Source organism: Pseudomonas sp. RW409 (genome assembly GCF_003184125.1).
Lineage (GTDB): Bacteria > Pseudomonadota > Gammaproteobacteria > Pseudomonadales > Pseudomonadaceae > Aquipseudomonas > Aquipseudomonas chlororaphis_I.
Genome location: NZ_QHHP01000041.1, coordinates 489,532 through 514,351, shown reverse-complemented (window position 1 = coordinate 514,351; position 24,820 = coordinate 489,532). Strand labels below are relative to the sequence as shown.

Here is a 24,820-nt window from a genome sequence, read left to right as displayed (position 1 = left end):
AAGGGACCGACCTGGCGGAGCACTCGCAAGCCACGCTCAATGAAGTGGCAAGGCAGTTGAACAGTCGTCCTCGGAAAACACTAAACTACGAAACGCCCGCTGAACGATTTAGCCAATCTGTTGCATCGACCGGTTGAATCCACAGCCGTTTTCTGACCTTCGTTTAGAGGTTGAACTGCCAGGATTTTCCTAAGCGATGAGTGAGTAATTGCATGGTCAGCAAATAGTAATAGCGCGTCGATTGAGTGTGCTGGTTTAGGTGGTGATTCAAAAACCACGCAAGGTGTTTTCTCTGCCAAGTCCATGGATTGTCGCGTTGCCAGCGCTCAGCGATCGCTGTTTGGATGGCCTTCGCCTGACGCAAGTGGCGTTGGCGCGTGGTATGCGACCCGGTCAGGACGCCCGCCAGGAACAGATCCATATCGAATACCGTGCTCATGCGCGACCACCAATGTAAGCGGCCACCACGACGATACGGTTGTGCCCCAGCTCATAGCTGATTTGTACTCGGGCTTCCTGATCGAGACGTCGGTCGAGTTGATAGCAATGGCCACCGTTGATGGGGGCGGGATGGTGGGTGATTTGCTCATAGCGTTCGCACGCATAGGCTGCCCGCAATTCGTGGAAGCCTTTGAGGTTGTACTGATGGAGGATGTCCCGTGCAGGACGGACGATTCCCCGTTGGAAATCGAGGTAGGTTTCGTTCGGTGCAAGTAGGTTGCGGCTACCGTCGGGGGAGACCTGTTCGGCGAATCTCAGCGCCTCGCGAATATGATCATCCGCCCTGATCCAGCGAGGTGCCGAGGCACCTGAGCGGCCCCCCTTGGTGCCATCCTGGATGTTGATCTTGCCGTATTGTTCGGCCTCACGTTTTAAGCGCGGAAGGTCGGCCAAAATGGCCTCACGTAAGCGCATGCCGGTGGCTCGCGCTAATTGAGCGATGGCCGCGGCACGCGGCTGCTGGTGTGCGCAAAGCACCTCTACGACCCTCTTCACATGTTCGCGGTCTTGGCCTTGCGGCACCGAACGACGAACACTGGTGCGCCGCATTCCTAGCGCCTTGCTCGGACTCGGTACTTTCACATACTGATCACCGCGAAGCGCTACCAGGGTCCGATTGACGCTGGACAATCGGTTTTGCGCAGTGGCGATGGCGAGATCGCTGCGCTCAACCAGGTGACGCAGATGCTCCGCGTAATCCAGCAAGGTCTGCCGATCAATCTGCCGTGCGTCATTAATTCCCGGGCCATCCTCCGACCGACACCAGCGCACGAACGTCTGCCAACGATCACTGTGTGCTTTGACCGTCCCGTAATGCCCACCGCCAAACAGGTCTTTCAGTGCCTGCGGCCCGGCATAGCTCAATTGCCGGCCATAGCCAAAATTACGCCCCTCCCGTCTACCAACCAATCCCATGACCAAACTCCTCTGTAAGCCACACTTGTAAAACCTTCCCCACGTCATCCCGCCAAGAATGTTGAGTGTTATCAGGGATCAAGGCCCCTGCGACCTGTGAGGGTTGTCCACTAACGCGGGACTGGCGGCTCTTTACGACCGGGAGGCTGGGCATCTCATGATCTGGCCTCCTGAACACTTCCAAGGAAGTGGGCGGGTGGAGGCTGCACTGGCTGACGAGACCAGCGTCGCGAGATCCTGAGTCAGGTGACGGCAGTGATGCGATGACTGGGGCATGCCTGACTGTCAGTCAGGTGCAGTCCATTCCGTGGGCTGCGGCACCATCACCTGCATCGCTGTTGCTGGTGACTTCGGCGTTTGTCACGCCGATTGTCACGAGGGGGAATGCCGCAAAGCCTTGTACGAGGTGGGCTGCAGCAGTGGTAGGAGCGCCCGTCTCTTTCCGGGAGAAAGAGACGGGCGCATGTTGGCGCAAGGAAATGACCAAGCGGATAGGTTGCTTCAGGGCAGCTATGAAGGGGATGAGTTGCCGCAGTGGGCACTCTGGTAAAAGTAGGCATCCATCACATCGCTGTGACCGTGCGAGCTACCGGACGCTAATCGCACTTTGGGAGAACCACCACGGTGTGGCGTAGCCTTAAAGGTTCTGGCTACCTGGGTTGCTGTCAACGACAGCGCTTTGCCCGATCTTTTCTACGCCTGTGGATAATTTGGGTCAAGGCTCGAGTTTTCGGGAATTCTGCGGCTGTGGATGAAATTATCCACCGGTGGAAATCAGTGGTTTTCCACAGACAGTTGCGTGGGCTTTTGACTTTTTTAAATGAGGTCCATCCAAGCAGGGCGGCTTTGCAGCCCCGCTTGGATGGACCCGCGTGGAAGGGCGGACTGCGGTGATCTCATTGGCTTACCCACGTTTGGATGCGCCACGGTTATTTTGTAAGGCGGTAATGTTGTCGCCGACGGGGTGAGCGAATTCGTGAGGCGTTACATGCCCGCTGCGGTTGGCATCAATGTAGTTGCTCCACCACGCCATGATCAGCCGGCGCTGCTCCAGAAATTCAGCTTTGTGGATATACGCGGCGCGCACGCGGTTGCGTTCCTTATGGCTCATTTGTCTTTCGATGGCTGCGTCGGTCCATAACCCGGACTCCAGTAGGGCGCTACAGGCCATGGTCCTGAAGCCGTGGCCGCACACGTCCTTGCTGGTGTCATAGCCGACGTTGCGGAGCATGGTGTTCACCGTGTTCTCGGACATGGGCTTCCAGTACTTGTGGTCGCCCGGTAGCACTAACTCTGAAAAGCGACTGAGGCTGCGCAGGCGCTCCAGTATTTCGATGACCTGCGGCGATAGCGGAACCATTTGAATGTCGCCGTTCATCTTGGTCCCTCGTGTGGAGTTGCGTACCCCTTCAATCGGTGCGCGTGTATCGGGGATTTCCCACATGGCGCGTTGGAGGTCGAACTCACTCCATCGAGCGAAGCGCAGCTCGCTGGAACGGACGAATACATGCAACGTCAACAGGACGGCGAGACGCGTCAGTTCGCGGCCGTTGTAGTTATCGATACGGTGCAGCAGTTCGGGTAGGCGGTTGAGAGAGAGGGCCGGACGATGGACTGTGCGCGGCGCGTGAATCGAGCCTGCCAGATCCAGTGCAGGATTCATGGTGATCTGCCGAGCCCTTTTGGCCCCGCGCATGATGGTGGATAAGTAGTTCTGTACCCTTAACGCCACATCCATGGTGCCGCGTTCCTTGATGCGCTGGGTGATCTCTAGCAGGTCATGGGTATCGAGTTCAGCGATGGGGCGTTGGCCGATCAGCGGGAAGACGTGGGTACGCAGTCGGCTCATCACGGTTTTTGCGTGTCCTTCGGTCCAGCGACGGGACATGTCGGCGTGCCACTCCAGAGCAACGGTTTCGAAAAGCAGTGCCGCCCGCTGGGCTACGATCTTGGCCTTCTTCTTTTCTTCCATTGGGTCGAGGTTGTCGAGCAGCAACGCTTTGGCTTCGTCTCGCTTACGTCGTGCGACGGAAAGGGTAACGATGGGGTAATTGCCGATGATGAGCGTACCTTCCTTGCCGCTGGGCTTGGTGTACTTCAAGCGCCAGGTCTTTACGCCATTGGGTTTGACGAAAAGGTACATGCCGCCGCCGTCGAACAGTTTGTAAGCGCGCTCGCGGGTTTTGGCCGTGCGGCATTGCAGGTCGCTGAGAGGGATCGCTAGACGTGGCATAGGGGTACGCGCTCCTGACCGGAAAATCGCAGTACCCCTAACATACCCTCGGGGAAGGGGGATTTTGTTGGATCCCGACAGAGGGTCCTGGAACGAAAAAACCCGCCAAAGGGCGGGTTTTCGGGGCTTCCAGAGCATTCAGTAGAATGCAATGGAGCCTAATGTGGTGCCGGCACCAGGAGTCGAACCCGGGACCTACTGATTACAAGTCAGTTGCTCTACCAACTGAGCTATACCGGCGTGTCAGGGCGACGATTATAGCGATTGGCAAGGTTCTGTAAACCCCTGAAATCTGACTATTTTTGCAGATGTTCCAGCTACCTCAGGATCGACGTTCGCATGGGTGCCCTTGGAGCAGCTCAAGCGGAAAGTGGTGTAGCACTCATTGGAGTCGCGTCATACCGCCGAACTGGCCGGTCAGGGGGCGTTGCCGGGGCCGCTGCTTGTATAACCTTGAGCGCGCAGTCGGTCCTTGAGCGTGTACTGGCTGCTGAGTGCGGGCTGTTCGCTGAGTTTGTGCTGATAGGCGCTCAGCTCGGACAGCGGCACATCAAAGCGTTTCAACCATTGATCCGCCGACCACCCGGTAAGACGAACTTCGCCATCATGAGAACCACCATGAAGGTCGCCGACTGTTTCGTAACGCAACTCCTTGAGCTCATGGTTCAGCAGCACGTAGGCGGGAGGCCGTGGGAAGTCGGCATCGCCTATCACGGATGGTTCGTTTCCGGCCTGGATGATCACGCCGGCACCGTAGTCATAAAAAGCGAAATGGCTGTCAGGCAACCTGGCCTGTAGTGCCTTTAAACCTCCTGCGCTTTCCAGGCGTGGTTTGTTGAGTACGGTCAGCCAGCTCACGGTTTTGATTTTGTTCTTCTGGAACTCGGGCCGGTTGGCCAATAGGGGGGCCAGGCCTGCATCCAGCCCGGGCATGCTCTCGCTCATGTAGGCTTCTGTTGCTTCGTTGCCGTCTCTTTTGGTCACGGACAGGTTTAGCGCATAACCGGCATAGCCCTGTTCCGCTTTCAGACGGGCTGCACAATCGAGGAACAAGCGCAGGAAGTCGAGACGGTGCTCTTCGAAGAAGAGGATCGGGACTGAAAACTCCAGCACGCTGAGGTCATCCCCCATTTTTGCTTCCCAGCCACGCTGGCCGAACAACTCGAAAAACCAGGGACTGGCGTCTACCGCTTCACGGCCACCGGTGTAGTAAAAACTCAGGTGATCGTTTTCTTTCATGGTGGCCAGCATCTCGATCAGGGATCTGGCCTTGTTGTAAGGGGTCAATGCTGAACCTTCAGGCGGTTCTTCTCGCCATAGCCACCTCAACTCAGGCCCTGCCAGGCGCTGGTAGTCGTTGAAGCATCGACCAAGTTCTTCGCGTACCGGAACGGTATGGGCATCCTTGAAATACAAGGTGCCTCGGATGCAGAGCGCTGCTCCAATGTAGTCTTGCCGCCCACCCTTCATCAGTAAATGGCCCGGGATCTCTAGGGCGAAAGGCATTTTTTCCAGCTCGGCGGCTAAGTCGAAAGGTTCACTCATGGTCGGTTCCTTTAAATCACATGGCGCCGGCGGGTACCGGGAATCTCGGGACAGGCGTCTTGCCGCGGCTCAGTAGCCACGCGGCGGCGGCTGCAATCGCTGCGGCCCACCCCAGCTCTTCAGACGGGACTCTAGAAGTTTGCTCTTCCTGGGTGCAGTCGCATTCTCTGGCATCGAGGGTGACCACCTTATTGCTGCCCCCTGCAATTTTCGCGTATTCAGCCGTCTGTTTCGTGTTTGGAGAATCGGGTGGAAACTTCATTTCCACAACCTGTTTGATGTTGTCTTGGGTCGGAGGTTTTCTCGGGTCATTCACGATGACGACGTCTGGTCGGCGAATCATGCCCGTGCCTGCTTCGAATGGTGGGTGATCTGGGTCCTGATCCCAGTATTTCTTGATCCAGCCGGGGATCCAGCTATGAGGGTTGTCGCCACTCTGGCTGTCCATGATCGGAACGGGCGGCTTTTTGGTCATGTCGTAGCTGACTTCCGGCTTCAGCGGGCTTCGCCCCATAAGGATTTTGTCCAGCCCGTTCAGGCGCGCGGCAACGCACTGCTGTTTAAGGTTTTTGCCGTCCACCGCTACGTTAGGTGTCGCCTGGCAGTAACAGGCCGCCGAGCAGAGAACTTTTTTGTCTCCAGGGGCGAGTCTGGGTTTTGTCAGGCCTACATCCGTTGTCTGCCCTGGTGCTGACATGCCGCCGGTCGACAAGGGGTTATCACCACTCATTGATCATCTCCATAGATCAGGTCGAACTTCAGTGTTTCCGGCTGCTCGTTGTTCACCCAGGATGTGTAGCCTTCTGCATCGGTAGTTTGTATCGACTCTCCGCTGCTGGAGCTGATACGCACTTGCTGGCCGGCGATGGCCTTGCCGGTTTCTCTGTCGAACACCCGGAAGCGGCCTTTGAATGGACTTGTGCCCATGCCCTGGATCGGTGCCATGGGGCTGGGGACGAAGGTATCGCCAATGATGATTGTCCCGGAGCCACCGATCACTACGTTGCCATGGGTGCCGAGGCTATCGACCGTTGCTGCGTTTTTCCCGTTTATGAACACTGTCGCCGAGAGGTTTCCGGACAGCTTTCCTCCGCATGCTGAAGGGTCATCCAGGCGAGCGGCCGGTAGTCCGTCGAACAGTACGTCGGGGGAGCCCGAGGCGATTGGATTGGTACCGTGGCCGGGTAGTGGGCAGGCGGTAGGGTCGGTAACGCGAGCTGCAGGTTTCCCGCTCATATCGGGCTCCGTGTCAGGTCGGGCAGAAGGGATTGAGTACGTGGCGAGTTTGGTTTACGCGAAGCAGGGAGCGTAGCGAGGAGAGGTGGGGCCTTGGGATGACTCACGCTGTCCAGATGCTGCGATAGACACCCAGCCTGAGAGCCGTGCCGCGTTTGCTGGCAAAAAGAAGTCATGGTCGTCTCGTCCTTGTGACCGTGTGTGCCTGATAACGCCTCGCTGAAACATATCCCTGTTCGAGCTGAGGTAGGCGGAAATACTCGGCCGCCGAGACTGTTTTTGCAAGCCCGCGGGGAACGTGTGAGTCAAGCAGTCACAGCGCAGCATGAGGCTATTGCTTGATTGACGCTCTCAGTGACGTCCGCCGCGGACCAGCACTTTCTTGAGTTTTTCGATGGCGCGCCATGAGCGGCTGTTGCGCAGGGCGTGGAGTTCGGCTTCGGCGCGGTCGGCGCGTTGGCGTTCGGCGATCAGGGCCTGTTCCAGGTCGGTGGCGGGGGCGACGAAGCGGTGGCCGGGGTTGAACTGGAATTCGTCGAGGTTGCACGGCGGGATGTCGAAGGCGCCCCTGAGGTTCAGGTGTTCTTCGGCCAGGTAGAAGGTGTTGATGCCATCGAACACCACCGGGTGGTAGCCGGCGCCGGTGACCAGGGTTTCCCAGGTCTGGTCGCGGTTCCACGGGGTTTCGATCAGCAGGATCCACGGCCGCCAGCGGCTGAAGTCCATGCTGCGCAGCACGGTTTCTTCGTGGCCTTCGACGTCGATCTTGAGGAAATGGATCGGGCCGTCGACATGGGCCTCGCAGATATCGCTCAGGGTGCGCGAGCTGACGATCTGAGTCTGCACCGGCATGCCGACGTCCTTGTGCTGCTGGGCGATGGCGGGGTCGAGGGTGGACAGGCCGGTGTCGGCGATACCGTAGAAGGTCAGGGCCTCGGCGTTGTCGCCGGCTGCGCATTGCAGGTTGGTGTCCCGGGGGCGCTCCTGGCACAGGGCGTCGTAATAGCTGGGTACCGGTTCGACGTTGATCCCGCTCCAGCCACGGTCGTAGAAGGCGCGGGTCACGGAGTCGGCGGTGGGGTGGTTGGCGCCGACGTCGATGTAGAAGCCTTTTTCGACATGTTTGAGCGCGCGCCACAGGCGGATGTCTTCGAAATTCTGTGCATAAGAAATGAACGTCACTGTCTTTTCCCGTCAGTCACAAAGGTTCTGGCTCGGACGCGCCCGCGAGCGCCTGCGTCTGTATAACAAGCGCCGCCAACCGGCGCAATTTGCTGCCTGCCAGGTGCCGGTTTTCGGCGGTTATGTCCTTTGGTATTAACGCTTATGCACAATCGATGGCGGTTGCACGGCGATTACGGCCGATTTTGTGGATCCGTTCTCAGTTCGCCGCAACTGGCTGTTTTTTCGTTGATTTATTTTTATGAACAAAAAATGACCAGCTATGGATTAGGCCTGTAGCAGGCACTTTCAGTGGCTTTGGCAGGAATTCATCAACAGAGTTATCCACAGGCTGGGTGGGGTGCTGGATCCAAGTTATCCACGTTCCGCCAGCAGCATCAGGTTGCGTGGGGTGAGCGGTGCCGGGCAGAACAGGCCCAGTTGCACGCGGTAACCCTGTTCCTGCAAAAACAGCGCGCGATCGAGCACCAGCCACAGCTCCAATGGCCGACGGAACAGGCCGCGCAGCAGCTCCAGGTTGCGCACCTGGGCCAGGCGCTGCCAGCCGGCGGCCTCCAGCGCCGGCCAGTCCTGCGAGCCGACTGTGGATAAGTGCTTGAGGGCGGCCAGGTCGCGGCAGTAGTCGGCGAAGGGTTTGTCCAGCCAGCTGGCGGGCAGCGACGGGGTGGGCAGGTATTCATCGCCCCCGCGCAGCCGGCGTTGCAGCAGGTCGAAGGCCAGGCGCCGGGCCATGGAGCTGTCGCGCTGGCGGCGTACCCGGGCGCCGGCGGTGACGGTCTCGCTCAGGGGCAGGCCGAGGTCGTCGAGGGACAGTTGCAGCGTCGAGCCCTTGGCAGGACCGGAAAGCGGCTGGTACTCGGCGTGGCTGATGCGGTTGTAGCAGCAGGGCGCGATGGCCAGTTGGCGACAGCCGCGCTCGCTGGCCAGTTGCATCAGGCGCACATGCAGGTCGCCACAGGCGTGCAGGGCCACCGGGGTGTGTTCGGTGCTCAGGCGGGCAGCGGCGTCGGCGGCGAGCACGTCCTGCTGCAGGTGGCTGGCCGGCAGCCGATGGTGTTCGCTCAGTTGCCGGCCGCTGGCGACCAGGGCCGGGTCGTATTCCAGGCAGGTCAGCTGTTGCCCGGGTTGCAGCAGGCGGCGGCCGAGGTGGCCCTTGCCCGAACACCAGTCCAGCCAGTGGCCGGGTGCCTGGGTGAACTCCAGGCAGGCGGCGAAGGCTTCGATCTGTTGCCATTTACGCCCGGGTACGTCGACGTTGAGGCGTTGGCGGGCAGCTGGTACCTGGTGCGTTGGCAGCTCGGCTACGGCGCCCAGGGTGGCGGCAGTCCGCGCCAGATCGGGGAAGGGCGCGGGAGCATCGAGCAGCTCGGGGTGGTTATGGCTGGCCTCGGCATCGTCCAGGCTGCGCTGGCGCAGCCACTGGGCGAGTTCGTGGTGCCGGGCTTCCCAGGGCAGTTGCAGCTCGGTGAAGGGGCGTGGACGCCAGAGCTGTTGATGGTCGAGCAGGAAGCGGTCCAGGGCCTGGAAGCGGGTGAGGAGTTCGGGGCCTTGGAGGATGGAGGGCATGGCGGGCTCGGCGGTGTCTGGGGGATGGCAATCGCGAGCAAGCTCGCTCCTACAGGTTAGCGGGGCGCCGGTAGGAGCGAAGGGTTCAGCGGCCTTGGCATTGCTCGACGCGCAGCCAGCGTTCCAGCAGCTTGAAGCCTTGCACCAGCACGTAGGACATCAGCAGGTAGAACACCCCGGCGGCGAAGAAGATCTCCACCGGCAGGTAGGTGCGGGCGATGATGGTGCGGGCCATGCCGGTCAGTTCCAGCAGGGTCACGGTACTGGCCAGGGCGCTGGCCTTGAGCATCAGGATCACTTCGTTGCTGTAGGCGGGCAGGCCGATGCGCGCGGCCCGGGGCAGGATGATGTAGAACAGCGCCTTGGGCTTGGACATGCCCAGCGCCCGCGCCGCTTCGATCTCGCCCGGCGGGATGGCCTGGATCGCCCCGCGCAGGATCTCGGCGATATAGGCTGCGGTGTGCAGGGTCATGGTGGCGGTGGCGCACCAGAACGGATCGCGCAGGTATGGCCACATCGCGCTGTTACGCACCGCGTCGAACTGCGCCAGGCCGTAGTAGACCAGGAACAGCTGCACCAGCAGTGGCGTGCCGCGGAAGAAGAAAATGTAGGCATAGGGCAGGGCGCGCACGTACCACAGGCGCGACGAGCGGGCGATGCCCAGCGGAATGGCCAGCAGCAGGCCGGCGATGACCGCGATGGCCACCAGCTCCAGGGTCAGCGTGGCGCCCTGGGCCAGCTTGGGCAGCCACTTGATGATCACTTCCCAGTTCATGAAGCGCTCCTCGCGAAGCCGCGAGCGGCGCGTTTTTCCAGGAAGTGCATGCCGGTCATGGCCAGCACGGTCAGGCCCAGGTACATGAAGGCCGCCACCATATAGAAGGTGAAGGGTTGCTTGGACACGGTCACAGCGATCTGCGAGTGACGCATGATTTCTTCCAGGCCGATCACCGACACCAGCGCGGTGTCCTTCATCAGGATCATGAACAGGTTGCCCAGGCCCGGCAGGGCGATGCGCCACATCTGCGGCATGATCAGCTTGGTGAAGATCCGCCATTTCGACAGGCCCAGGGCCACGCCGGCCTCACGATGGCCCTTGGGGATGGCGAGGATCGCGCCACGGAACACTTCGGTGGCGTAGGCGCCGAAGCACAGGCCGAGGGCGATGACCCCGGCGGCGAAGGCGTTGAGTTCCAGCTCCGGGTTGCCGAAGAACTCACCCAGGGCGCGCATCAGGTTGACGGTGCCGAAGTAGATCAGCAGCACCCAGAGCAGCTCGGGAACGCCGCGCACCAGGGTCGAATAGGTGCCGCCAAGCCATTGCAGCGGCTTGTACGGGGAAGTCTTGGCCAAGGCGCCGAGCAGGCCGAGCACCAGCCCCAGGCACAGCGCCGAAAGAGCCAGCTTGACGGTCATCAGCGCGCCAGCGGCGAGCGCCGGGCCGAATCCGTAGAGATCGATATTCATGGATGGTTATTCAAGTCGCGGCAGGCTTTGCTAAGGACCGGCGCCCTCGGGGGAGGGCGCCGGGCAGGCCAGTCAGTATCAGTAGATGCTGAACGGGAAGTACTTGTCGTTGATCTTCTTGTAGGTGCCGTCGGCCACGATTTCTTTCAGCGCGGCGTTGAGCTTCTCGCGGATCGGATCGTTCTTGCGCACGGCGATGCCGATCTTGTCGCTTTCTTCAACCGGGTCGCCCTTGAACTCGTAAGGCTTGCCCGCTTCGCTTTTCAGCCACTCGTAGTTGACGTACTTGTCGGCCAGGATCGCGTCCAGGCGGCCGGAAGTCAGGTCGAGGAAGGCGTTTTCCTGGGTGTCGTAGAGCTTGATGGTGATGTCGTCGCCCAGGTTGTCTTCCAGCCAGGTGCCGGCCAGGGTGGCACGCTGCGCACCGATGATCTTGCCCTTGAGGGAAGCCTTGTCGGTCTTGAAGTCGGCCTTGTCTTTAGGGGCGATGAACTGCAGCTTGTTGGAGTAGTACGGGTCGGTGAAGTCCACCGCCTGCTTGCGCTCGTCGGTGATCGACATCGAGGAGATCAGGAAGTCGAACTTCTTGGCGTTCAGGGCCGGGATGATGCCGTCCCAGTCGGAGGTGACCACTTCGCACTCGACTTTCATCTTGGCGCACAGGGCATCGCCGATATCTTTGTCGAAGCCGACGACCTGGCCGCTGGCATCCTTGTTGTTGAACGGCGGGTAGGCCGCTTCGATGCCCATCTTCAGTTTGTCGGCGGCCATCGCATTGGCCGAGAACACCAGAGTGGCGGCAGCGGCCAGGAGGAATTTCTTATAGCTCTGCATGCGTGTTGCTCCGTTAGCGGTTGCTGGACATGAATTGTTTGCAGCGCGCCGAAAGCGGGTTCTCGAACACCTGCTGTGGCGATCCTTGCTCTTCCACCAGGCCCTGGTGCAGGAACACCACTTCACTGGAGACCTGACGGGCAAAGCTCATTTCGTGGGTGACCAGCAGCATGGTCCGGCCTTCTTCGGCCAGGGCGCGGATCACGTTGAGCACTTCCTGGACCATTTCCGGGTCCAGTGCCGAGGTCGGCTCGTCGAACAGGATGACTTTGGGCTGCATCGCCAGGGTGCGGGCAATGGCGGCGCGTTGCTGCTGGCCGCCGGAGAGCTGGGCCGGGTAGGCGTGGCGCTTGTCGGCGATGCCGACCTTGGCCAGCAGCGCCTCGGCCACTTCGATGGCTTCGGCCTTGCTCTGGCCGAGCACCCGGCGCGGGGCCTCGATGATGTTGTCGAGCACGCTCATGTGCGGCCAGAGGTTGAAGTTCTGGAACACGAAGCCGATTTCGCTGCGCAGGCGGTTGATCTGCTTGCCGTCGGCGGCGACCAGTTCGCCGTTCTTGGCGGCCTTGAGCTTGAGTTCTTCACCGGCCACCAGGATCTGGCCCTGGTGCGGGTTTTCCAGGAGGTTGATGCAACGCAGGAAGGTGGACTTGCCGGAACCGGAGGAACCCAGGATCGAGATCACATCGCCGTCGCGTGCGGTCAGCGAGACACCCTTGAGTACCTCCAGCGAGCCGTAGCGTTTGTGCAAGTTGCGGATTTCAAGCGCGGGCGTGGCCTCAGCCATGTGCGGTCCTCATGAGTTCATTGCGCTCCTGCTGGTAGCGGCTTTCCTGGCGAGGCGCCAACCTAGCATAGCGTTCGAATGACAGCCAACAGCGCTTCAGGGTGTAAGCAGACGGCGTGTGACAGGTTGTCGCATCGGCACAGCAGACTGTCGCCCCATCAACAACCGAACGCCCGTTTGAACCCTGTTCCCAGCGGGTGTCGCGTAAAAAAAGGCGCGATGGTGCCAGCTTTGGCCGGGTGTTGGAAGGGTAAAACGGCCAAAGGTTGCGTATCCGCCCTCTATTTGTGCGTCGCACACTTTTTGTGTGTGTTTCTGGTGCACTGGTTCGTTCTACAAATGGGTGGTGCGGTAACGTTCTGGCGCAAGGCCATTAATCTCAAGGACTTACGCTCACCCGCCGGTCGCCTTCGCAGGCCGCGCCGGCTGGGAGCCTGTAACATTTTGGCGCAAATCTTGCGTAAGAAATAAAGAACGCCCTGTTGGATTCTTTTTACGAGAAAGAACATCCAGACCGGGTGGACGCTTTCGCTTTCTTCGCAAAGGTAGTTTCAATGAGCAGTACGCAGACCTCCAATGACCTCGAACAGGGGCTCAAACCGCGGCATGTGACCATGCTGTCGATCGCCGGGGTAATCGGCGCCGGGCTGTTCGTCGGGTCCGGCCACGCCATCGCCGAAGCCGGCCCTGCCGTGCTGCTGGCCTATGCGGCCGCGGGCACCCTGGTGGTGCTGGTGATGCGCATGCTGGCCGAAATGGCCGTCGCCTCGCCGGACACGGGTTCCTTCTCGACTTATGCCGACCGTGCCATCGGCCACTGGGCCGGCTTCACCATCGGCTGGCTGTACTGGTGGTTCTGGGTGTTGGTGATTCCGCTGGAGGCCAACGCCGCCGCGACCATCCTGCATGCCTGGTTCCCCGACATCGCGATCTGGGCGTTCACCCTGGTGATCACCTTGCTGCTGACCGCGACCAACCTGTTCAGCGTGAAGAACTACGGTGAGTTCGAGTTCTGGTTCGCCCTGATCAAGGTCGTGGCGATCATCGGTTTCGTGGTGCTCGGCCTGCTGGCGATCTTCGGCCTGCTGCCGACCAGCAATGTCAGCGGCGTCTCGCACCTGTTCGATACCCAGGGCTTTTTGCCCAACGGCATGGGCGCGGTACTCGCCGCCATGCTGACCACCATGTTCTCGTTCATGGGCACCGAGATCGTCACCATCGCCGCCGCCGAATCGAAGAACCCGGGCCAGCAGATCAGCAAAGCCACCAATTCGGTGATCTGGCGGATCGGCCTGTTCTACCTGGTGTCGATCTTTATCGTCGTGTCGCTGGTGCCATGGAATGACCCGAGCCTGGCCCAGGTCGGTTCCTACCAGACCGTGCTCGATCGCATGGGCATCCCCAACGCCAAGCTGATCGTCGACCTGGTGGTGCTGGTGGCGGTGACCAGTTGCCTGAACTCGGCGCTCTACACCGCCTCGCGCATGCTGTTCTCCCTGGGCAAGCGTGGCGACGCCCCGGCCGCTTCCAAGCGTACCAACAGCAGTGGCACGCCTTACTGGGCGGTGATCCTGTCTACCGCCGCGGCTTTCCTCGCGGTATTCGCTAACTATGTAGCACCAGCCGCGGTGTTCAATTTCCTGCTGGCCAGCTCCGGCGCCATCGCCTTGCTGGTGTACCTGGTGATTGCGGTATCGCAACTGCGCATGCGCCAGAAACGCACCGCGGCCGGCGAGAAGATCGCCTACCGCATGTGGCTGTTCCCGGGCCTGACCTACGCGGTGATTGTGTTCATCGTCGGGGTGCTGACCATCATGTTGTTCCAGGAAGGGCACCGCATGGAAATCATCGCCACCGGCCTGCTGAGCATCATCGTGATCGCGGCGGGCCTGCTGGTGGCCCGTCGACGCAAGCTGGAGAAGCAGGCAGCCGGTGTATTGAGCCGCGCCTGAGTCTTTCCCGCTAAGCAAAAAGGCCGCTGTCAGTGCTGACAGCGGCCTTTTTTGTGGTCTGTACTGACGCTTTCGCGGGCAAGCCTCGCTCCTACGGATCACCTCCATCTGTAGGAGCGAGGCTTGCCCGCGATGACGATTGAACATTCGACGCAGCAGTGAGGGTCATGCAGCGGCTACAGATGGTGTTGAGCCTTATTTCTGCATCAGCGCTTCCGAAGCGGCCAGGTAAGCGGCCTGGAATTCCGGGCTTTCGATCCAGGCCAGGGCGCCAGCTTCGTCGGTTTCGGTGGACCACTGGCGGTACTCGATCAGGGCGGCAAGGATGAAGTCCATGGCGCCTTCCTCGCCTTCCTGCTCGTAGACGATCTCCAGCAGCGGGTCTTCCAGGAACGCCGCGCACATCGCCTGCTGGCTGGTCTTCTCGGCGTCGATCATCTTCTTGAACAGTTCGGTCAGGTCCACCGATTCAAAGTCGATGCGGTCGTCATTCGGGTCCAGCTCCACCGGGGTGGCGTTGCGCTGGGTGCGGTTCTGCTTGGCCTTGGTTTTCGCCCGCTGGGCTCTTTTGTGTTGCTTGTTCGCAGATGCCATGGGCGTCGTACCTTTTGCGCAAATAGGAGGGCCGGGCATCGATACTGCGTCCGGCCTGGCTTTGAGGCGGCAGAGGATGCCAGTAAATGCGCCGCCTGGCACGCTCAACGGCTACCGCTGATCAGGCGTCCTGGCGCATCCGTGGGCAGCGTCGCGTGTTGCAGCCAGGCCAGGGCGATCGGCCACAGGCGGTCCTGGTAGTGGCTGCGGAAAAACGCGAAGTGCCCGACTTCCTGCTCGCCGATGTCCCGGGGCTCGATGCGCCAATGGCGGCGTTGGCTGGCCGTGAAATAGTCCAGCAGGCGCTCGATGGCCGGCACGGTGCCGTAAGGGTCGTCGCTGATGCTGATGGCCAGCAGCTGCGCCTTGACCCGGGCGAAGGGCAGCGCCGGGTCCCGGCGCGCCAGATGGCGCCCGCTGGGCCGGCGTTGATAGTGCGCGGTGGGCGTGGCCCAGTCGCGCACCACGCCGGCGGGGGTGTCCTCCAGCCAGCCCAGGCGCTTGCCGGGAAAGTAGCCATAAATCGCCGTCAGCAGCGGCATCACGACATGCCATTTGCCCAGCATGCGCCAGCGGCTTTCCGGGGCGTAATCGCGCCAGTAGGCGAACTGCGCGCCCACGGTCACCACGCGGCGGATCAACTGCCCGGACGCCCCCAGCCCCGCCGCGCAACCGCCGAAGCTGTGTCCGACCACATCGATGGGCTGGCCGGGGAATTCCCGCTGTGCGCGTTGCAGCATGGCTTCGAAGTCCAGGCTGCCCCAGTCCGACCAGGATGCCTTCAACTTGCGCATCGAGGCCGGCCGCGACTCGCCGATGCCACGGTAGTCGTAGGTGATGACGTCGAAGCCATGGCTGAACAGGTAATCGGCGAACCGCGAGTAGTGCCGGCAGCGCACGGAAGTGGCCGCATTGATGATCACCACCGGGCGTGCCGGGTCCGGTTCGGCATGGCGCCAGGTGAAGCCGCCCAGCATGAAACCGTCGGCGGCGGGTTCGCGGAAGGCCGTGCCGGGGCTGCTGGCGGTGCTGGCCGGGTGCAGGGGCGAAGGCGGGGATTGCACGGTCATCGGCGCGTATTCCTTTGCGGGCGAAAAGGCGTGTCGGCTCTTTTTGGGTGCAAGCATTAATAACCGCCTTGTCCGCGCCCTGGCAACCGGCGGAATCGGCATCGCTGCTAGGTACTTTTGGTTAAAAGCCTCACACCGAATCGATCTAAACAGCCCTAAATCGGGGCGTACACTGACTATCAAGGCCTGCGGGCAAGCCGCCTGACGGGCTTTTCATTCGAGCATCGCTTGCTGAAACGAGGCTGAGCCATTCGAGAGGAAAGGGGAGACCCGGACGCTACCGCGCTGGGGCCGGACTCTTGGCGGTGGCATCCCATTCAGTGGTTCGAGACGAACCGGGAGTGCTCATCATGAAATCCTTTTTTTCGTGTGTCGTAACAGGCGTTCTCGCGGCGTTCCTGTCCCTCGCGCCGTTCAGCGTACAGTCCGCCACCCCCAGCAACGAACCCATCGACCCGGCGGGCGTGCAGCTGGAGCCTCAACAGCAGAACGGCATTACCTATCTGTCCGGCGGTATCGGCCTGGATGAGTCGCGGGCGCTCTTGCAGACCAAGGGGTACAACCTGCACATGACCTTTTCCGTCGGCCCGGAAAACAAATACACCTCGGATGTCGACCTGGCGATCCAGAATCCGCAAGGGCAATCGGTCCTGACCCTGAATCAGGTGGGTCCGATCGTCTTTGTGCAACTGCCGGCCGGCAAGTACCAGGTTGTCGCCACCCGTGGCGGGCGTACCGAGCGCAACACGGTGGATATGAAGGCAGCGGGCATTCGCGACCTCAACCTGCATTGGAATGAAGGTTATTGAGCGAGGAGGAGGGGCGCAGACAAGTGCCAGTTAATCGCAGGCAATAAAAAACCCCTGAATCTTGCGATTCAGGGGTTTCGGTATTAGTGGTGCCCAGAGACGGAATCGAACCGCCGACACGGGGATTTTCAATCCCCTGCTCTACCGACTGAGCTATCTGGGCAACGGGGCGCATTAAACGGGTTTTTCGGGGGGGCGTCAAGCAAGTTTTGAAAAAAAGTTTAATTATTACCGCCGCTTACGTTCCCACCCCGATTTGCGGGCAATTACTCGGACGGCGGCACGTAGCCGTCGGCCTTGGCGTATTCCTCGCCGGAGAAGAACTTGTCCATCTCGCCCTGCAGGTATTTGCGGTCTTCGGCGTTCATCATGTTCAGGCGTTTTTCGTTGATCAGCAGGGTCTGGTGTTTCTGCCAGTCGGCCCAGGCCTTGGCGGACACATGCTCGAAAATTTCCTGGCCCTTGGCGCCCGGGTACGGAGGACGCTCCAGGCCCGGCAATTGTTCTTTGTACTTGCGGCACATCACGGTGCGGGTCATTGCAACTCTCCTGCGTTCAATACGTCGGCCGCGCGTTTGAGCAGTTTTTTCACCGGGGCGGCAAGGCCCAGGCGCGGCGGGGTGGCGAGGTTATACCAGAGCCAGTCGGCCTCGGCCACGTGATGGGCGGCTGCCTGGACCTGCACCAGCCAGGGCTCGATGGCCAACTGGAAGTGACTGAAGGTGTGCACCAGCCCGGGCATTTCCTGTTGTTTGCCCAGCTCCAGCGAGTGCTGCGAAGCCAGGTGTTCCAGGTCCGCCAGGTCGTCCAACTCTGGCAGGCTCCACAAACCGCCCCACAGGCCGCTGGAGGGCCGGCGGTACAGCAGGATGGCGCCTTCATGGTTGGCCAGCATCGGCATCAGCGTGCGTTTCTGTGGCACTTCCTTGCGTGGCTTGGGGATCGGGTAGCGGGTTTCCAGGCCCAGCATGTGCGCTTCGCAGCCTCTTTCCAGGGGGCACAGCAGGCAACTGGGTTTACTTCGGGTGCAGAGGGTGGCGCCCAGGTCCATCATCGCCTGGGTGTAGTGGTTCACCCGGGTCTGCGGGGTGAAGCGCTCGGCCGCGGCCCACAGCTGCTTGGCCACCTTGGGTTCGCCGGGATAGCCTTCCTGCGCAGTAAAGCGCGCCAGCACCCGCTTGACGTTGCCGTCGAGGATCGGCGCGCGCAGGCCCATGCTGATGCTGGCGATGGCGCCAGCGGTGGACAGGCCGATGCCCGGCAGCTCGGTGAGTTTTTCCACGTCGCGGGGAAACTCGCCGCCGTACTCGGCGACGACGATCTTCGCGGTCTTTTGCAGGTTGCGCGCGCGGGTGTAGTAGCCCAGGCCGGTCCACAGGTGCAGCACTTCGTCTTCCGGCGCGGCGGCCAGGGCTTGAACGGTTGGCAGCGAGGCCATGAACCGGTCGAAGTAATTGAGCACGGTGCTGACCTGGGTCTGCTGCAACATGATTTCCGAGACCCAGACCCGATACGGGTTGATCTCCTGCTGCCAGGGCAGGTCATGGCGACCATGGCGGTCGTACCAGTCCAGTACCGCCGGTGCGAACTGCTCGGCCCTCATCGTTTGAACAGCCCTTTGAGTGCGTTTTTCAGTTCCGGGCTGACCTTGTCGCCGAGTTTTTCATCGAGTTTTTCGCTGAGGCGATCGCCGGCCAGCTTGGCCGCGACCTGGCCCAGGCCGTCGCGGTCCAGGCGGCAGGCCTTGGCGCCCAGTTCCAGCGGGCCGCGGCAGCGCAGCGGCAGTTCGATGCCGACAAAACGTTCGCCGACCTGGCAGGCCGGGTCCGGCATGTCGCTCTTGTCGCCTTCGACGACTATGCCGACGCGGTAATCCATGCCCAGCACGCGCAGATCGATGTCGCCATTGCCTTTGACGCTCATGCCGGGGATGCGCACTTTCAGGTCCGGGTTACTGGCCACGCCGTTGCGCAGGGTCAGGTTGCCCTTGAGTTCCTGGAACGGTGTGTCCTTGCCCCGTGGCTCGCTGCTCAGGGCCTTGCGGTTCAGTGTGGCGATGCCCTGGCACACTTGCTGTTCGAGGTTGGCATTGAGCAGCACGCCGTTGTTGACGACGAAGCTGGCGTTGCCGTTGAGGCTGTCGACCAGCGCTTTCTGGCTGTTGCCGCTGCTGGTCAGGTTGCTGTCGAGGGTCACCAGGCCCTTGACTGGCGGGTTCTGCCCCTGGCTTTCCAGGATGCGCTCCACCGGTACCCGGTTGATCCTGGTCTGCAGGCTCAACTGTGGCGTCGGTTGACGTACGTCGAGGTTGCCGCTGGCTTCGAAGCTGCCGTTGTACAGCTCGCCGCGCAGGCCTTCGAGTTTCAGCAGGCCGCCCTGGCCGTTGGCCTTGAGCGTGGCGTTCTGGATCGGCAGCTTGTCCAGGGTCAGCTGGCCGAAGCTCAGGTCGGCGTCCACATCCAGCTTGCTCAGGCGTTCCACCGGCAGCAGGCGCTCGGTACTCCAGGCGCCCTTGGTTGGCGCGTCCGGCAGCGGCGAGTTGCCGGCCCCGGCGACGGCGCTGGCTTCGCTGCTCTGCACTTCGGCCTTGCGCGCCACCGCGGCGCTGTTGGCTTCGGCGGACTTCGGCGGCAGGTAGCGGTCGACGTTGAAGGTGTCGGCCTTGAGCTGGGCGCGCAGCGATTGCTTGGCCAGGTCTTCGACCGCCAGGCGGCCGCTGAAGCTGCTGTCGTCGAGTTTCAGGTTGATGTTTTCCAGGGCGATGCTGTTCGGCGTGGCGGACAGGCGGCTGACCAGCTCGACCTTGCTCAGGCTGCCTTCGGCCATGGCCGGCAGGGTCTGGCCGATGCTGTCGACGAACTTGGCCAGGTCGAACTGGGCGATGGAGATACCGCCGTTGAGCTGCGGGGTCTTGTCCAGGTCGTGGACTTTGAGCTCGCCGATGGCGCGCAGCTGGTTGAGCGAGAGCTTCAGGCTGTTCCATTCGGCAACGTTGGCGGCCTGGTCCAGCAGCAGCTGGCCCTGGGCGGCGAAGGTCAGGGTCTTGCCTTGCAGCGGATCGCCGGCGGCTTCGCCGGACAGCTTCATGTCTTCGAACTGATAGCGCTTGAGCACGCGGTCGAAGCGCAGCTCGCCCTTCAACTCGGTGCGTACGCGCACGGCCGGCTGGGTGCTGGCGAGGAAGGCGGTGAGCTTGACCGGGGTATTGGTCGCTTCGTGGATCGGGCCGGTGCTCAGTTGGATGCTTTCGGCGGTGAACTGCTTGCCGCTCTGTTCGTCGTTGTATTCCACCCGGGCGTTGTTCACGGTCAGGCTGTCGATATCCAGGCGGATCGGCTGCGCCGGTTTTTCCGGGCTGGCCGGGGTCGCGGCGGTGGTGTCGCCGGTGCTGGTGGCCGGGGTTGCGGCCTGCTTGTCGGCGGGGGCGACCTTGCCGATGTCTTCCCAGTTGCCGTGCCCGTCCTTGTCGCGGGTCAGGCGCAGGTTCAGGCCTTCGACACGCACATCGCTCATCTGCACTTCGCGGCGCAGCAGCGGCAGCACGCGGACCGACAGACCGAGCATCTGCAGGTCGGCGAACGGCTGGGTCGGGTTGGCCAGGGTGGCGACGCCGGCTTCATGCAGTTCGAGGCCGAGCCAGGGGAACAGGCTCCAGCCGATATCGCCATTGAGCGTCAGCTCGATGTGGGCCTTGTCGCGGGCTATCTGGCGAATTTCTTCTTTGTAGTCGTTGGGATCAAACAGGTGAGTCAGGGCGAAGCCGAGAGCCACGATGATCAGCAACAGCCCGAGAAGTACCAGACCCAGGATTTTGCCGAACGCTTTCATGGGCGAGTCCTTGTAGTGTCGAATTCGAATTTAGCCAGGGAGTATAACGCCCCGGGCCTGGCCACTGGTCACTGATCGCTTTGCAGCACATCCAGCGGTATCTGCAGCTTGGCCGCCAGCGCCTGGGCTTCGAGGTGCCCGGCGGGGGCCAGCAGGTGCAAGGTGGCGTCATGCAGGGCGGCCATTTTCTGTGCTTCGCTCACCAGTCGCTCGGCCACGCCACGACGCCGGGTGATCTTGCGCACGCACAACTGGGACAGGTGCCAGACGCCTGGGTGCCGTTGCAGGCGGGCGGCGCCCAGCAGGCGGTCGTTGAAGCGCCCGGCGATCAGGCTGCCGTCGCCCAGGGCGGTTTCGATCAGCTCCTGGTCATCGCGCTGCGGCGCGAACAGCCAGGGCGGGGCATCGCGGTAGATCTTCTGCAGATCCTGCTGATCCTGATAGCTGGCTTGTTTCAGCGACTCGACAACGATGGGCATTGGGGGATCCTGTGCAGAGCGAAGGAATGGCTGGCCATTATCGACAGCAGCGCGCGGGCTGGCGAGGGGTAGGCATCGTCGACGGGGCCGCGCAGGCTTCTGTAGGAGCGAGGCTGCCCGCGAAGCGTTCTGCCTGACACACCGCATAACGCCCATCGCCGGCAAGCCTGGCTCCTACAGAGGCGTTCTTGCCGTCTTGCGGAGCAGATGATGCGGAAAAGGTGATGGCAGTTTGCTTTTTCTGTCACGAGCAAATGGTAATCTCTCGCAGTTCATCTGCCCTTCTGCGACCAAAAGTCGCACTCTATGGAGCTTCACTCGATAAAACGGCCACGTCTGCGTGCAAAGGTCGTGGGTGGAGAGTGGCCGGCGAATAATTCCAATAATTGGGGGAAACACTCATGAGCACTAGCACCGAGGCGGGCGTCATTGCCGCCCAGCCGGCGTTCTTGTCCAAAGAACGCATCATCGCCAAGCCCGGTTTCAACCGTTGGCTGGTTCCACCGGCCGCTCTGGCCATCCACCTGTGCATCGGCATGGCCTACGGCTTCTCGGTGTTCTGGTTGCCGCTGTCCAAGGCCCTGGGCGTTACCGCTCCGGTGGCCTGTGCCCCGGACATGAGCTTTATCGCTCAGGTCTTTTCGTCCCAGTGTGACTGGCCGATCTCGATGCTCGGCTGGATCTACACCCTGTTCTTCATCTTCCTCGGCTGCTCCGCGGCGGTCTGGGGCGGCTGGCTGGAACACGCCGGCCCGCGCAAGGCCGGTGTGGTGTCGGCGCTGTGCTGGTGCGGCGGCCTGCTGATTTCGGCGCTGGGTATCTATACCCACCAGATCTGGCTGATGTGGCTCGGCTCCGGCGTGATCGGCGGTATCGGCCTGGGTCTGGGCTACATCTCGCCGGTGTCGACCCTGATCAAGTGGTTTCCGGACAAGCGCGGCATGGCCACCGGCATGGCGATCATGGGCTTCGGCGGTGGCGCGATGGTCGGTGCGCCGCTGGCGGCGGCACTGATGAGTCACTTCGCTTCGCCAACCGGTGTTGGCGTCTGGCAGAGCTTCCTGGTGATGGCGGCGATCTACTTCGTGTTCATGATCGGTGGCGCGCTGTCGTACCGCGTGCCGCCGACCGGCTGGAAGCCCGAGGGCTGGACTCCGCCGGCGAAAAAAGCCGCGAACGCGATGATCACCCACCGTCACGTGCATGTGAACGTGGCCTGGAAAACCCCGCAGTTCCGCCTGGTATGGCTGGTGCTGTGCCTGAACGTTTCCGCCGGTATCGGCATCCTCGGCATGGCTTCGCCGCTATTGCAGGAAGTCTTCGCCGGCAAGCTGCTGGGCAACGAGCTGGCCTTCGGTCAGCTGGATGCTTCGCAGCTGGCGTCGATCGCGGCGATCGCCGCCGGCTTCACCGGCCTGCTGAGCCTGTTCAATATCGGTGGTCGTTTCTTCTGGGCCTCGTTCTCCGACTACCTGGGCCGCAAGAACACTTACTTCGTGTTCTTCGCCTTGGGCTTTGCCCTGTATGCGCTGATCCCGAACCTGGGGCATCTGGGCAACGTCGCGCTGTTCGTGGCGGCGTTCTGCATCATCCTGTCGATGTACGGCGGCGGTTTCGCCACGGTTCCGGCCTACCTGGCGGACCTGTTCGGCACCCAGATGGTGGGCGCGATCCACGGTCGTCTGCTCACCGCCTGGGCGGCGGCAGGCGTGCTTGGCCCGGTGCTGGTGAACTACCTGCGTGAGTATCAGTTGAGCATCGGCGTCGAGCGCGCCGCGGCCTACGACATCACCCTGTACATCCTCGCCGGCCTGCTGGTGCTGGGGTTCCTGTGCAACCTGCTGGTGCGTCCGGTGGCCGACAAGTACTTCATGACCGACGCCGAGCTGGCCGCCGAACAGGCGCTGGGCCATGACAAGGGCGCGGACAGCAGCACCGTGCTGGAGTGGAAAGCCTCGTCCGGCAGCGTGCCGCTGGCGGTCGCCGCCTGGCTGGTGGTGGGCATTCCGCTGGCGTGGGGCGTGTGGGTCACCCTGCAGAAGACCGCGGTGTTGTTCCACTAAGGCTTCGCTGGCAAGGATGTAGCCGCTGCCGAAGGCTGCGATAAGGTCCGCAGGACCTTCAGCGATTTCAGGATCGCCACGGCCATTCCGGCCGATCGCAGCCTGCGGCAGCGGCTACAGGTTGCATATTGCTTGTCATGACAGGTACAACCCCGGCTTTATTGGGTTGCGCCCGTCAGGATCTTGTCCTGCGTGTTCCTGTTTAGCCGCCGTCCGGCCTATAATGATCGCCTTTTTCGCCCAATGATTTTGCGGAGCTGGTGATGGCCGAACGTAAGGCGTCCGTCGAGCGCGACACTCTGGAAACCCAGATCAAAGCCTCGATCAACCTGGATGGCACCGGAAAGGCCCGATTCGATATCGGGGTTCCCTTCCTTGAGCACATGCTGGACCAGATCGCCCGTCACGGGCTGATCGACCTGGATATCGAAAGCAAAGGCGACCTGCATATCGACGACCACCACACCGTGGAAGACGTCGGTATCACCCTGGGTCAGGCCTTCACCAAAGCCATCGGCGACAAGAAGGGCATCCGTCGCTACGGCCACGCCTACGTGCCGCTCGATGAAGCGCTGTCGCGCGTGGTGATCGACTTCTCCGGCCGTCCTGGCCTGCAGATGCATGTGCCTTATACCCGCGCCACCGTGGGCGGCTTCGATGTCGACCTGTTCCAGGAATTCTTCCAGGGCTTCGTCAACCACGCCAACGTCACCCTGCACATCGACAACCTACGTGGGCACAACACCCACCACCAGATCGAAACCGTGTTCAAGGCTTTCGGCCGCGCGCTGCGCATGGCCGTGGAGCTGGATGACCGCATGGCCGGGCAGATGCCTTCGACCAAGGGCGTGCTGTAATGCAGACGGTCGCGGTTATCGATTACGGCATGGGCAACCTGCACTCGGTGGCCAAGGCCCTCGAGCACGTCGGCGCCGGCAAGGTGCTGATCACCAGCGATGCCAATGTGATTCGCGAAGCCGACCGGGTGGTATTCCCCGGCGTCGGCGCGATTCGCGACTGCATGGCGGAGATCCGTCGCCTGGGCTTCGACGCGCTGGTACGTGAAGTCAGCCAGGACCGTCCGTTCCTCGGCATCTGCGTGGGCATGCAAGCCTTGCTCGACCACAGCGAAGAGAACGACGGCGTCGACTGCATCGGGCTGTTCCCCGGCCAGGTGAAGTTCTTCGGCAAGGACCTGCATGAAGACGGCGAACACCTGAAAGTCCCGCACATGGGCTGGAACGAAGTGAAACAGGCGGTGAGCCATCCGCTGTGGCACAACATCCCGGACCTGGCGCGCTTCTACTTTGTGCACAGCTACTACATCGCCGCCGGCAACGCGCGGCAGGTGGTCGGCAGCGGTCACTACGGCGTCGATTTCGCCGCGGCGCTGGCCGAAGGTTCGCGTTTCGCCGTGCAGTTCCACCCGGAGAAAAGCCATACCCATGGCCTGCAATTGCTGCAGAACTTCGCAGCGTGGGACGGTCGCTGGTAAATGGCGGTCAAGAAGGCTAAAGCGCCGATCCTGAGCCTCACCCCCGAGCAGGAGAGTGAGGCCAATCGCAAGATCCAGCGCTTCATGGAAGATCGCTTCGAGCTCGACCTGGGCTCGTTCGAGGCAGCCGAGATTCTTGAACTGTTTACCCGCGAAATTGCTCCGCACTATTACAACAGGGCGATTTTCGATGTGCAGACCCAGCTCAAAGAGCGGTTCGAAAGCATCGAAAGCGACCTGTGGGCGCTCGAGAAAAGCAGCTGA

24 protein-coding genes, 2 tRNA genes and 1 pseudogene are annotated in these 24,820 nt (G+C 61.7%); 7 read left to right on the top strand and 20 right to left on the bottom strand.

Annotation, left to right across the window (positions count from 1 at the left end):
• A pseudogene (locus DK261_RS22795) lies at positions 1 to 137 on the top strand (IS30 family transposase); the annotation flags it as partial.
• A gap of 26 nt (positions 138 to 163) precedes the next feature.
• Here DK261_RS22795 and DK261_RS22790 read toward each other — a convergent pair.
• From DK261_RS22790 to DK261_RS22725, 13 genes are all read right to left on the bottom strand, one after another.
• Positions 164 to 439 carry a hypothetical protein gene (locus DK261_RS22790; RefSeq protein ID WP_110176453.1) on the bottom strand — a complete coding sequence of 92 codons (276 nt, stop codon included), beginning with the start codon at positions 437 to 439 and terminating at the stop codon, positions 164 to 166.
• Positions 436 to 1,416, bottom strand: a complete 981-nt coding sequence (locus DK261_RS22785; RefSeq protein ID WP_110176451.1) for an integrase domain-containing protein — start codon at positions 1,414 to 1,416, stop codon at positions 436 to 438. Before DK261_RS22785 ends, DK261_RS22790 begins: the two co-directional genes overlap by 4 nt.
• Positions 1,417 to 2,320: 904 nt before the next feature.
• Positions 2,321 to 3,649 carry an integrase arm-type DNA-binding domain-containing protein gene (locus tag DK261_RS22775; protein ID WP_110176449.1) on the bottom strand — a complete coding sequence of 443 codons (1,329 nt, stop codon included), beginning with the start codon at positions 3,647 to 3,649 and terminating at the stop codon, positions 2,321 to 2,323.
• Between the two features lie 164 nt (positions 3,650 to 3,813).
• Positions 3,814 to 3,889: transfer RNA gene (locus DK261_RS22770), tRNA-Thr, on the bottom strand.
• A 177-nt stretch (positions 3,890 to 4,066) separates the two neighbouring features.
• Positions 4,067 to 5,194, bottom strand: a complete 1,128-nt coding sequence (locus DK261_RS22765; RefSeq protein ID WP_110176446.1) for a type VI immunity family protein — start codon at positions 5,192 to 5,194, stop codon at positions 4,067 to 4,069.
• Positions 5,195 to 5,210: 16 nt separating this feature from the next.
• Positions 5,211 to 5,924 (bottom strand): VRR-NUC domain-containing protein, encoded by a 714-nt coding sequence (locus DK261_RS22760; protein ID WP_039967602.1) that lies wholly within the window; start codon positions 5,922 to 5,924, stop codon positions 5,211 to 5,213.
• Complete coding sequence (locus DK261_RS22755; RefSeq protein ID WP_028683813.1) at positions 5,921 to 6,430, bottom strand: PAAR domain-containing protein; 510 nt, start codon at positions 6,428 to 6,430, stop codon at positions 5,921 to 5,923. The genes DK261_RS22760 and DK261_RS22755 overlap by 4 nt, the downstream gene beginning before the upstream one ends.
• Before the next feature lie 351 nt (positions 6,431 to 6,781).
• On the bottom strand, positions 6,782 to 7,612 hold the full coding sequence (locus DK261_RS22750) for an FkbM family methyltransferase (RefSeq protein ID WP_110176444.1): 831 nt from the start codon (positions 7,610 to 7,612) through the stop codon (positions 6,782 to 6,784).
• Between the two features lie 354 nt (positions 7,613 to 7,966).
• The gene (locus tag DK261_RS22745) at positions 7,967 to 9,178 is read right to left on the bottom strand and encodes a methyltransferase (protein ID WP_110176442.1); all 1,212 of its coding nucleotides are present in this window, start codon (positions 9,176 to 9,178) and stop codon (positions 7,967 to 7,969) included.
• A gap of 85 nt (positions 9,179 to 9,263) precedes the next feature.
• Positions 9,264 to 9,953, bottom strand: coding sequence for an ABC transporter permease (locus tag DK261_RS22740; protein ID WP_007922607.1), 690 nt, complete (start codon positions 9,951 to 9,953; stop codon positions 9,264 to 9,266).
• Positions 9,950 to 10,645, bottom strand: coding sequence for an ABC transporter permease (locus DK261_RS22735; RefSeq protein WP_009046512.1), 696 nt, complete (start codon positions 10,643 to 10,645; stop codon positions 9,950 to 9,952). The genes DK261_RS22740 and DK261_RS22735 overlap by 4 nt, the downstream gene beginning before the upstream one ends.
• A 78-nt stretch (positions 10,646 to 10,723) precedes the next feature.
• On the bottom strand, positions 10,724 to 11,479 hold the full coding sequence (locus tag DK261_RS22730; RefSeq protein ID WP_009046513.1) for an ABC transporter substrate-binding protein: 756 nt from the start codon (positions 11,477 to 11,479) through the stop codon (positions 10,724 to 10,726).
• A 13-nt stretch (positions 11,480 to 11,492) separates the two neighbouring features.
• Complete coding sequence (locus tag DK261_RS22725; RefSeq protein ID WP_009046514.1) at positions 11,493 to 12,266, bottom strand: ABC transporter ATP-binding protein; 774 nt, start codon at positions 12,264 to 12,266, stop codon at positions 11,493 to 11,495.
• 554 nt (positions 12,267 to 12,820) lie between these two features.
• Here DK261_RS22725 and gabP point away from each other — a divergent pair.
• Positions 12,821 to 14,218, top strand: coding sequence for a GABA permease (gabP, locus tag DK261_RS22720; RefSeq protein ID WP_009046515.1), 1,398 nt, complete (start codon positions 12,821 to 12,823; stop codon positions 14,216 to 14,218).
• A gap of 195 nt (positions 14,219 to 14,413) precedes the next feature.
• Here the strand turns inward: gabP and DK261_RS22715 are convergent, their stop codons facing one another.
• Both DK261_RS22715 and DK261_RS22710 read right to left on the bottom strand, forming a co-directional pair.
• A complete protein-coding gene (locus DK261_RS22715; RefSeq protein WP_016702600.1) occupies positions 14,414 to 14,812 on the bottom strand; it encodes a hypothetical protein in 399 nt (132 codons plus the stop codon).
• A gap of 104 nt (positions 14,813 to 14,916) precedes the next feature.
• Entirely contained in the window at positions 14,917 to 15,882 is a 966-nt protein-coding gene (locus DK261_RS22710) for an alpha/beta fold hydrolase (RefSeq protein ID WP_110176440.1), read from the bottom strand.
• Positions 15,883 to 16,232: 350 nt separating this feature from the next.
• On the opposite strand from DK261_RS22710, the gene DK261_RS22705 reads away from it, so the two are divergent.
• Complete coding sequence (locus DK261_RS22705; RefSeq protein WP_009046518.1) at positions 16,233 to 16,691, top strand: hypothetical protein; 459 nt, start codon at positions 16,233 to 16,235, stop codon at positions 16,689 to 16,691.
• A gap of 87 nt (positions 16,692 to 16,778) precedes the next feature.
• On the opposite strand, the gene DK261_RS22700 is transcribed toward DK261_RS22705, so the two are convergent.
• From DK261_RS22700 to DK261_RS22680, 5 genes are all read right to left on the bottom strand, one after another.
• A tRNA-Phe gene (locus DK261_RS22700) sits at positions 16,779 to 16,854 on the bottom strand.
• A 103-nt stretch (positions 16,855 to 16,957) separates the two neighbouring features.
• The gene (locus tag DK261_RS22695; protein ID WP_007921798.1) at positions 16,958 to 17,230 is read right to left on the bottom strand and encodes an oxidative damage protection protein; all 273 of its coding nucleotides are present in this window, start codon (positions 17,228 to 17,230) and stop codon (positions 16,958 to 16,960) included.
• The gene (gene mutY, locus DK261_RS22690) at positions 17,227 to 18,294 is read right to left on the bottom strand and encodes an A/G-specific adenine glycosylase (protein ID WP_016702603.1); all 1,068 of its coding nucleotides are present in this window, start codon (positions 18,292 to 18,294) and stop codon (positions 17,227 to 17,229) included. The genes DK261_RS22695 and mutY overlap by 4 nt, the downstream gene beginning before the upstream one ends.
• A complete protein-coding gene (locus DK261_RS22685; protein WP_110176438.1) occupies positions 18,291 to 20,519 on the bottom strand; it encodes an AsmA family protein in 2,229 nt (742 codons plus the stop codon). Before DK261_RS22685 ends, mutY begins: the two co-directional genes overlap by 4 nt.
• A gap of 68 nt (positions 20,520 to 20,587) precedes the next feature.
• Positions 20,588 to 20,998 (bottom strand): acetyl-CoA sensor PanZ family protein, encoded by a 411-nt coding sequence (locus DK261_RS22680; protein ID WP_016702605.1) that lies wholly within the window; start codon positions 20,996 to 20,998, stop codon positions 20,588 to 20,590.
• A gap of 401 nt (positions 20,999 to 21,399) precedes the next feature.
• Between DK261_RS22680 and DK261_RS22675 the strand changes: the two genes are divergently transcribed.
• The 4 genes from DK261_RS22675 (at position 21,400) to DK261_RS22660 (ending at position 24,820) form a co-directional block, all read left to right on the top strand.
• Positions 21,400 to 23,061: an OFA family MFS transporter gene (locus tag DK261_RS22675; protein ID WP_041985450.1), complete on the top strand. Its 1,662-nt coding sequence runs from the start codon at positions 21,400 to 21,402 to the stop codon at positions 23,059 to 23,061.
• A gap of 263 nt (positions 23,062 to 23,324) precedes the next feature.
• The gene (gene hisB / locus DK261_RS22670) at positions 23,325 to 23,918 is read left to right on the top strand and encodes an imidazoleglycerol-phosphate dehydratase HisB (RefSeq protein ID WP_007921806.1); all 594 of its coding nucleotides are present in this window, start codon (positions 23,325 to 23,327) and stop codon (positions 23,916 to 23,918) included.
• The gene (gene hisH / locus DK261_RS22665; protein ID WP_009046523.1) at positions 23,918 to 24,556 is read left to right on the top strand and encodes an imidazole glycerol phosphate synthase subunit HisH; all 639 of its coding nucleotides are present in this window, start codon (positions 23,918 to 23,920) and stop codon (positions 24,554 to 24,556) included. Before hisB ends, hisH begins: the two co-directional genes overlap by 1 nt.
• Positions 24,557 to 24,820: a DUF2164 domain-containing protein gene (locus DK261_RS22660; protein ID WP_028683802.1), complete on the top strand. Its 264-nt coding sequence runs from the start codon at positions 24,557 to 24,559 to the stop codon at positions 24,818 to 24,820.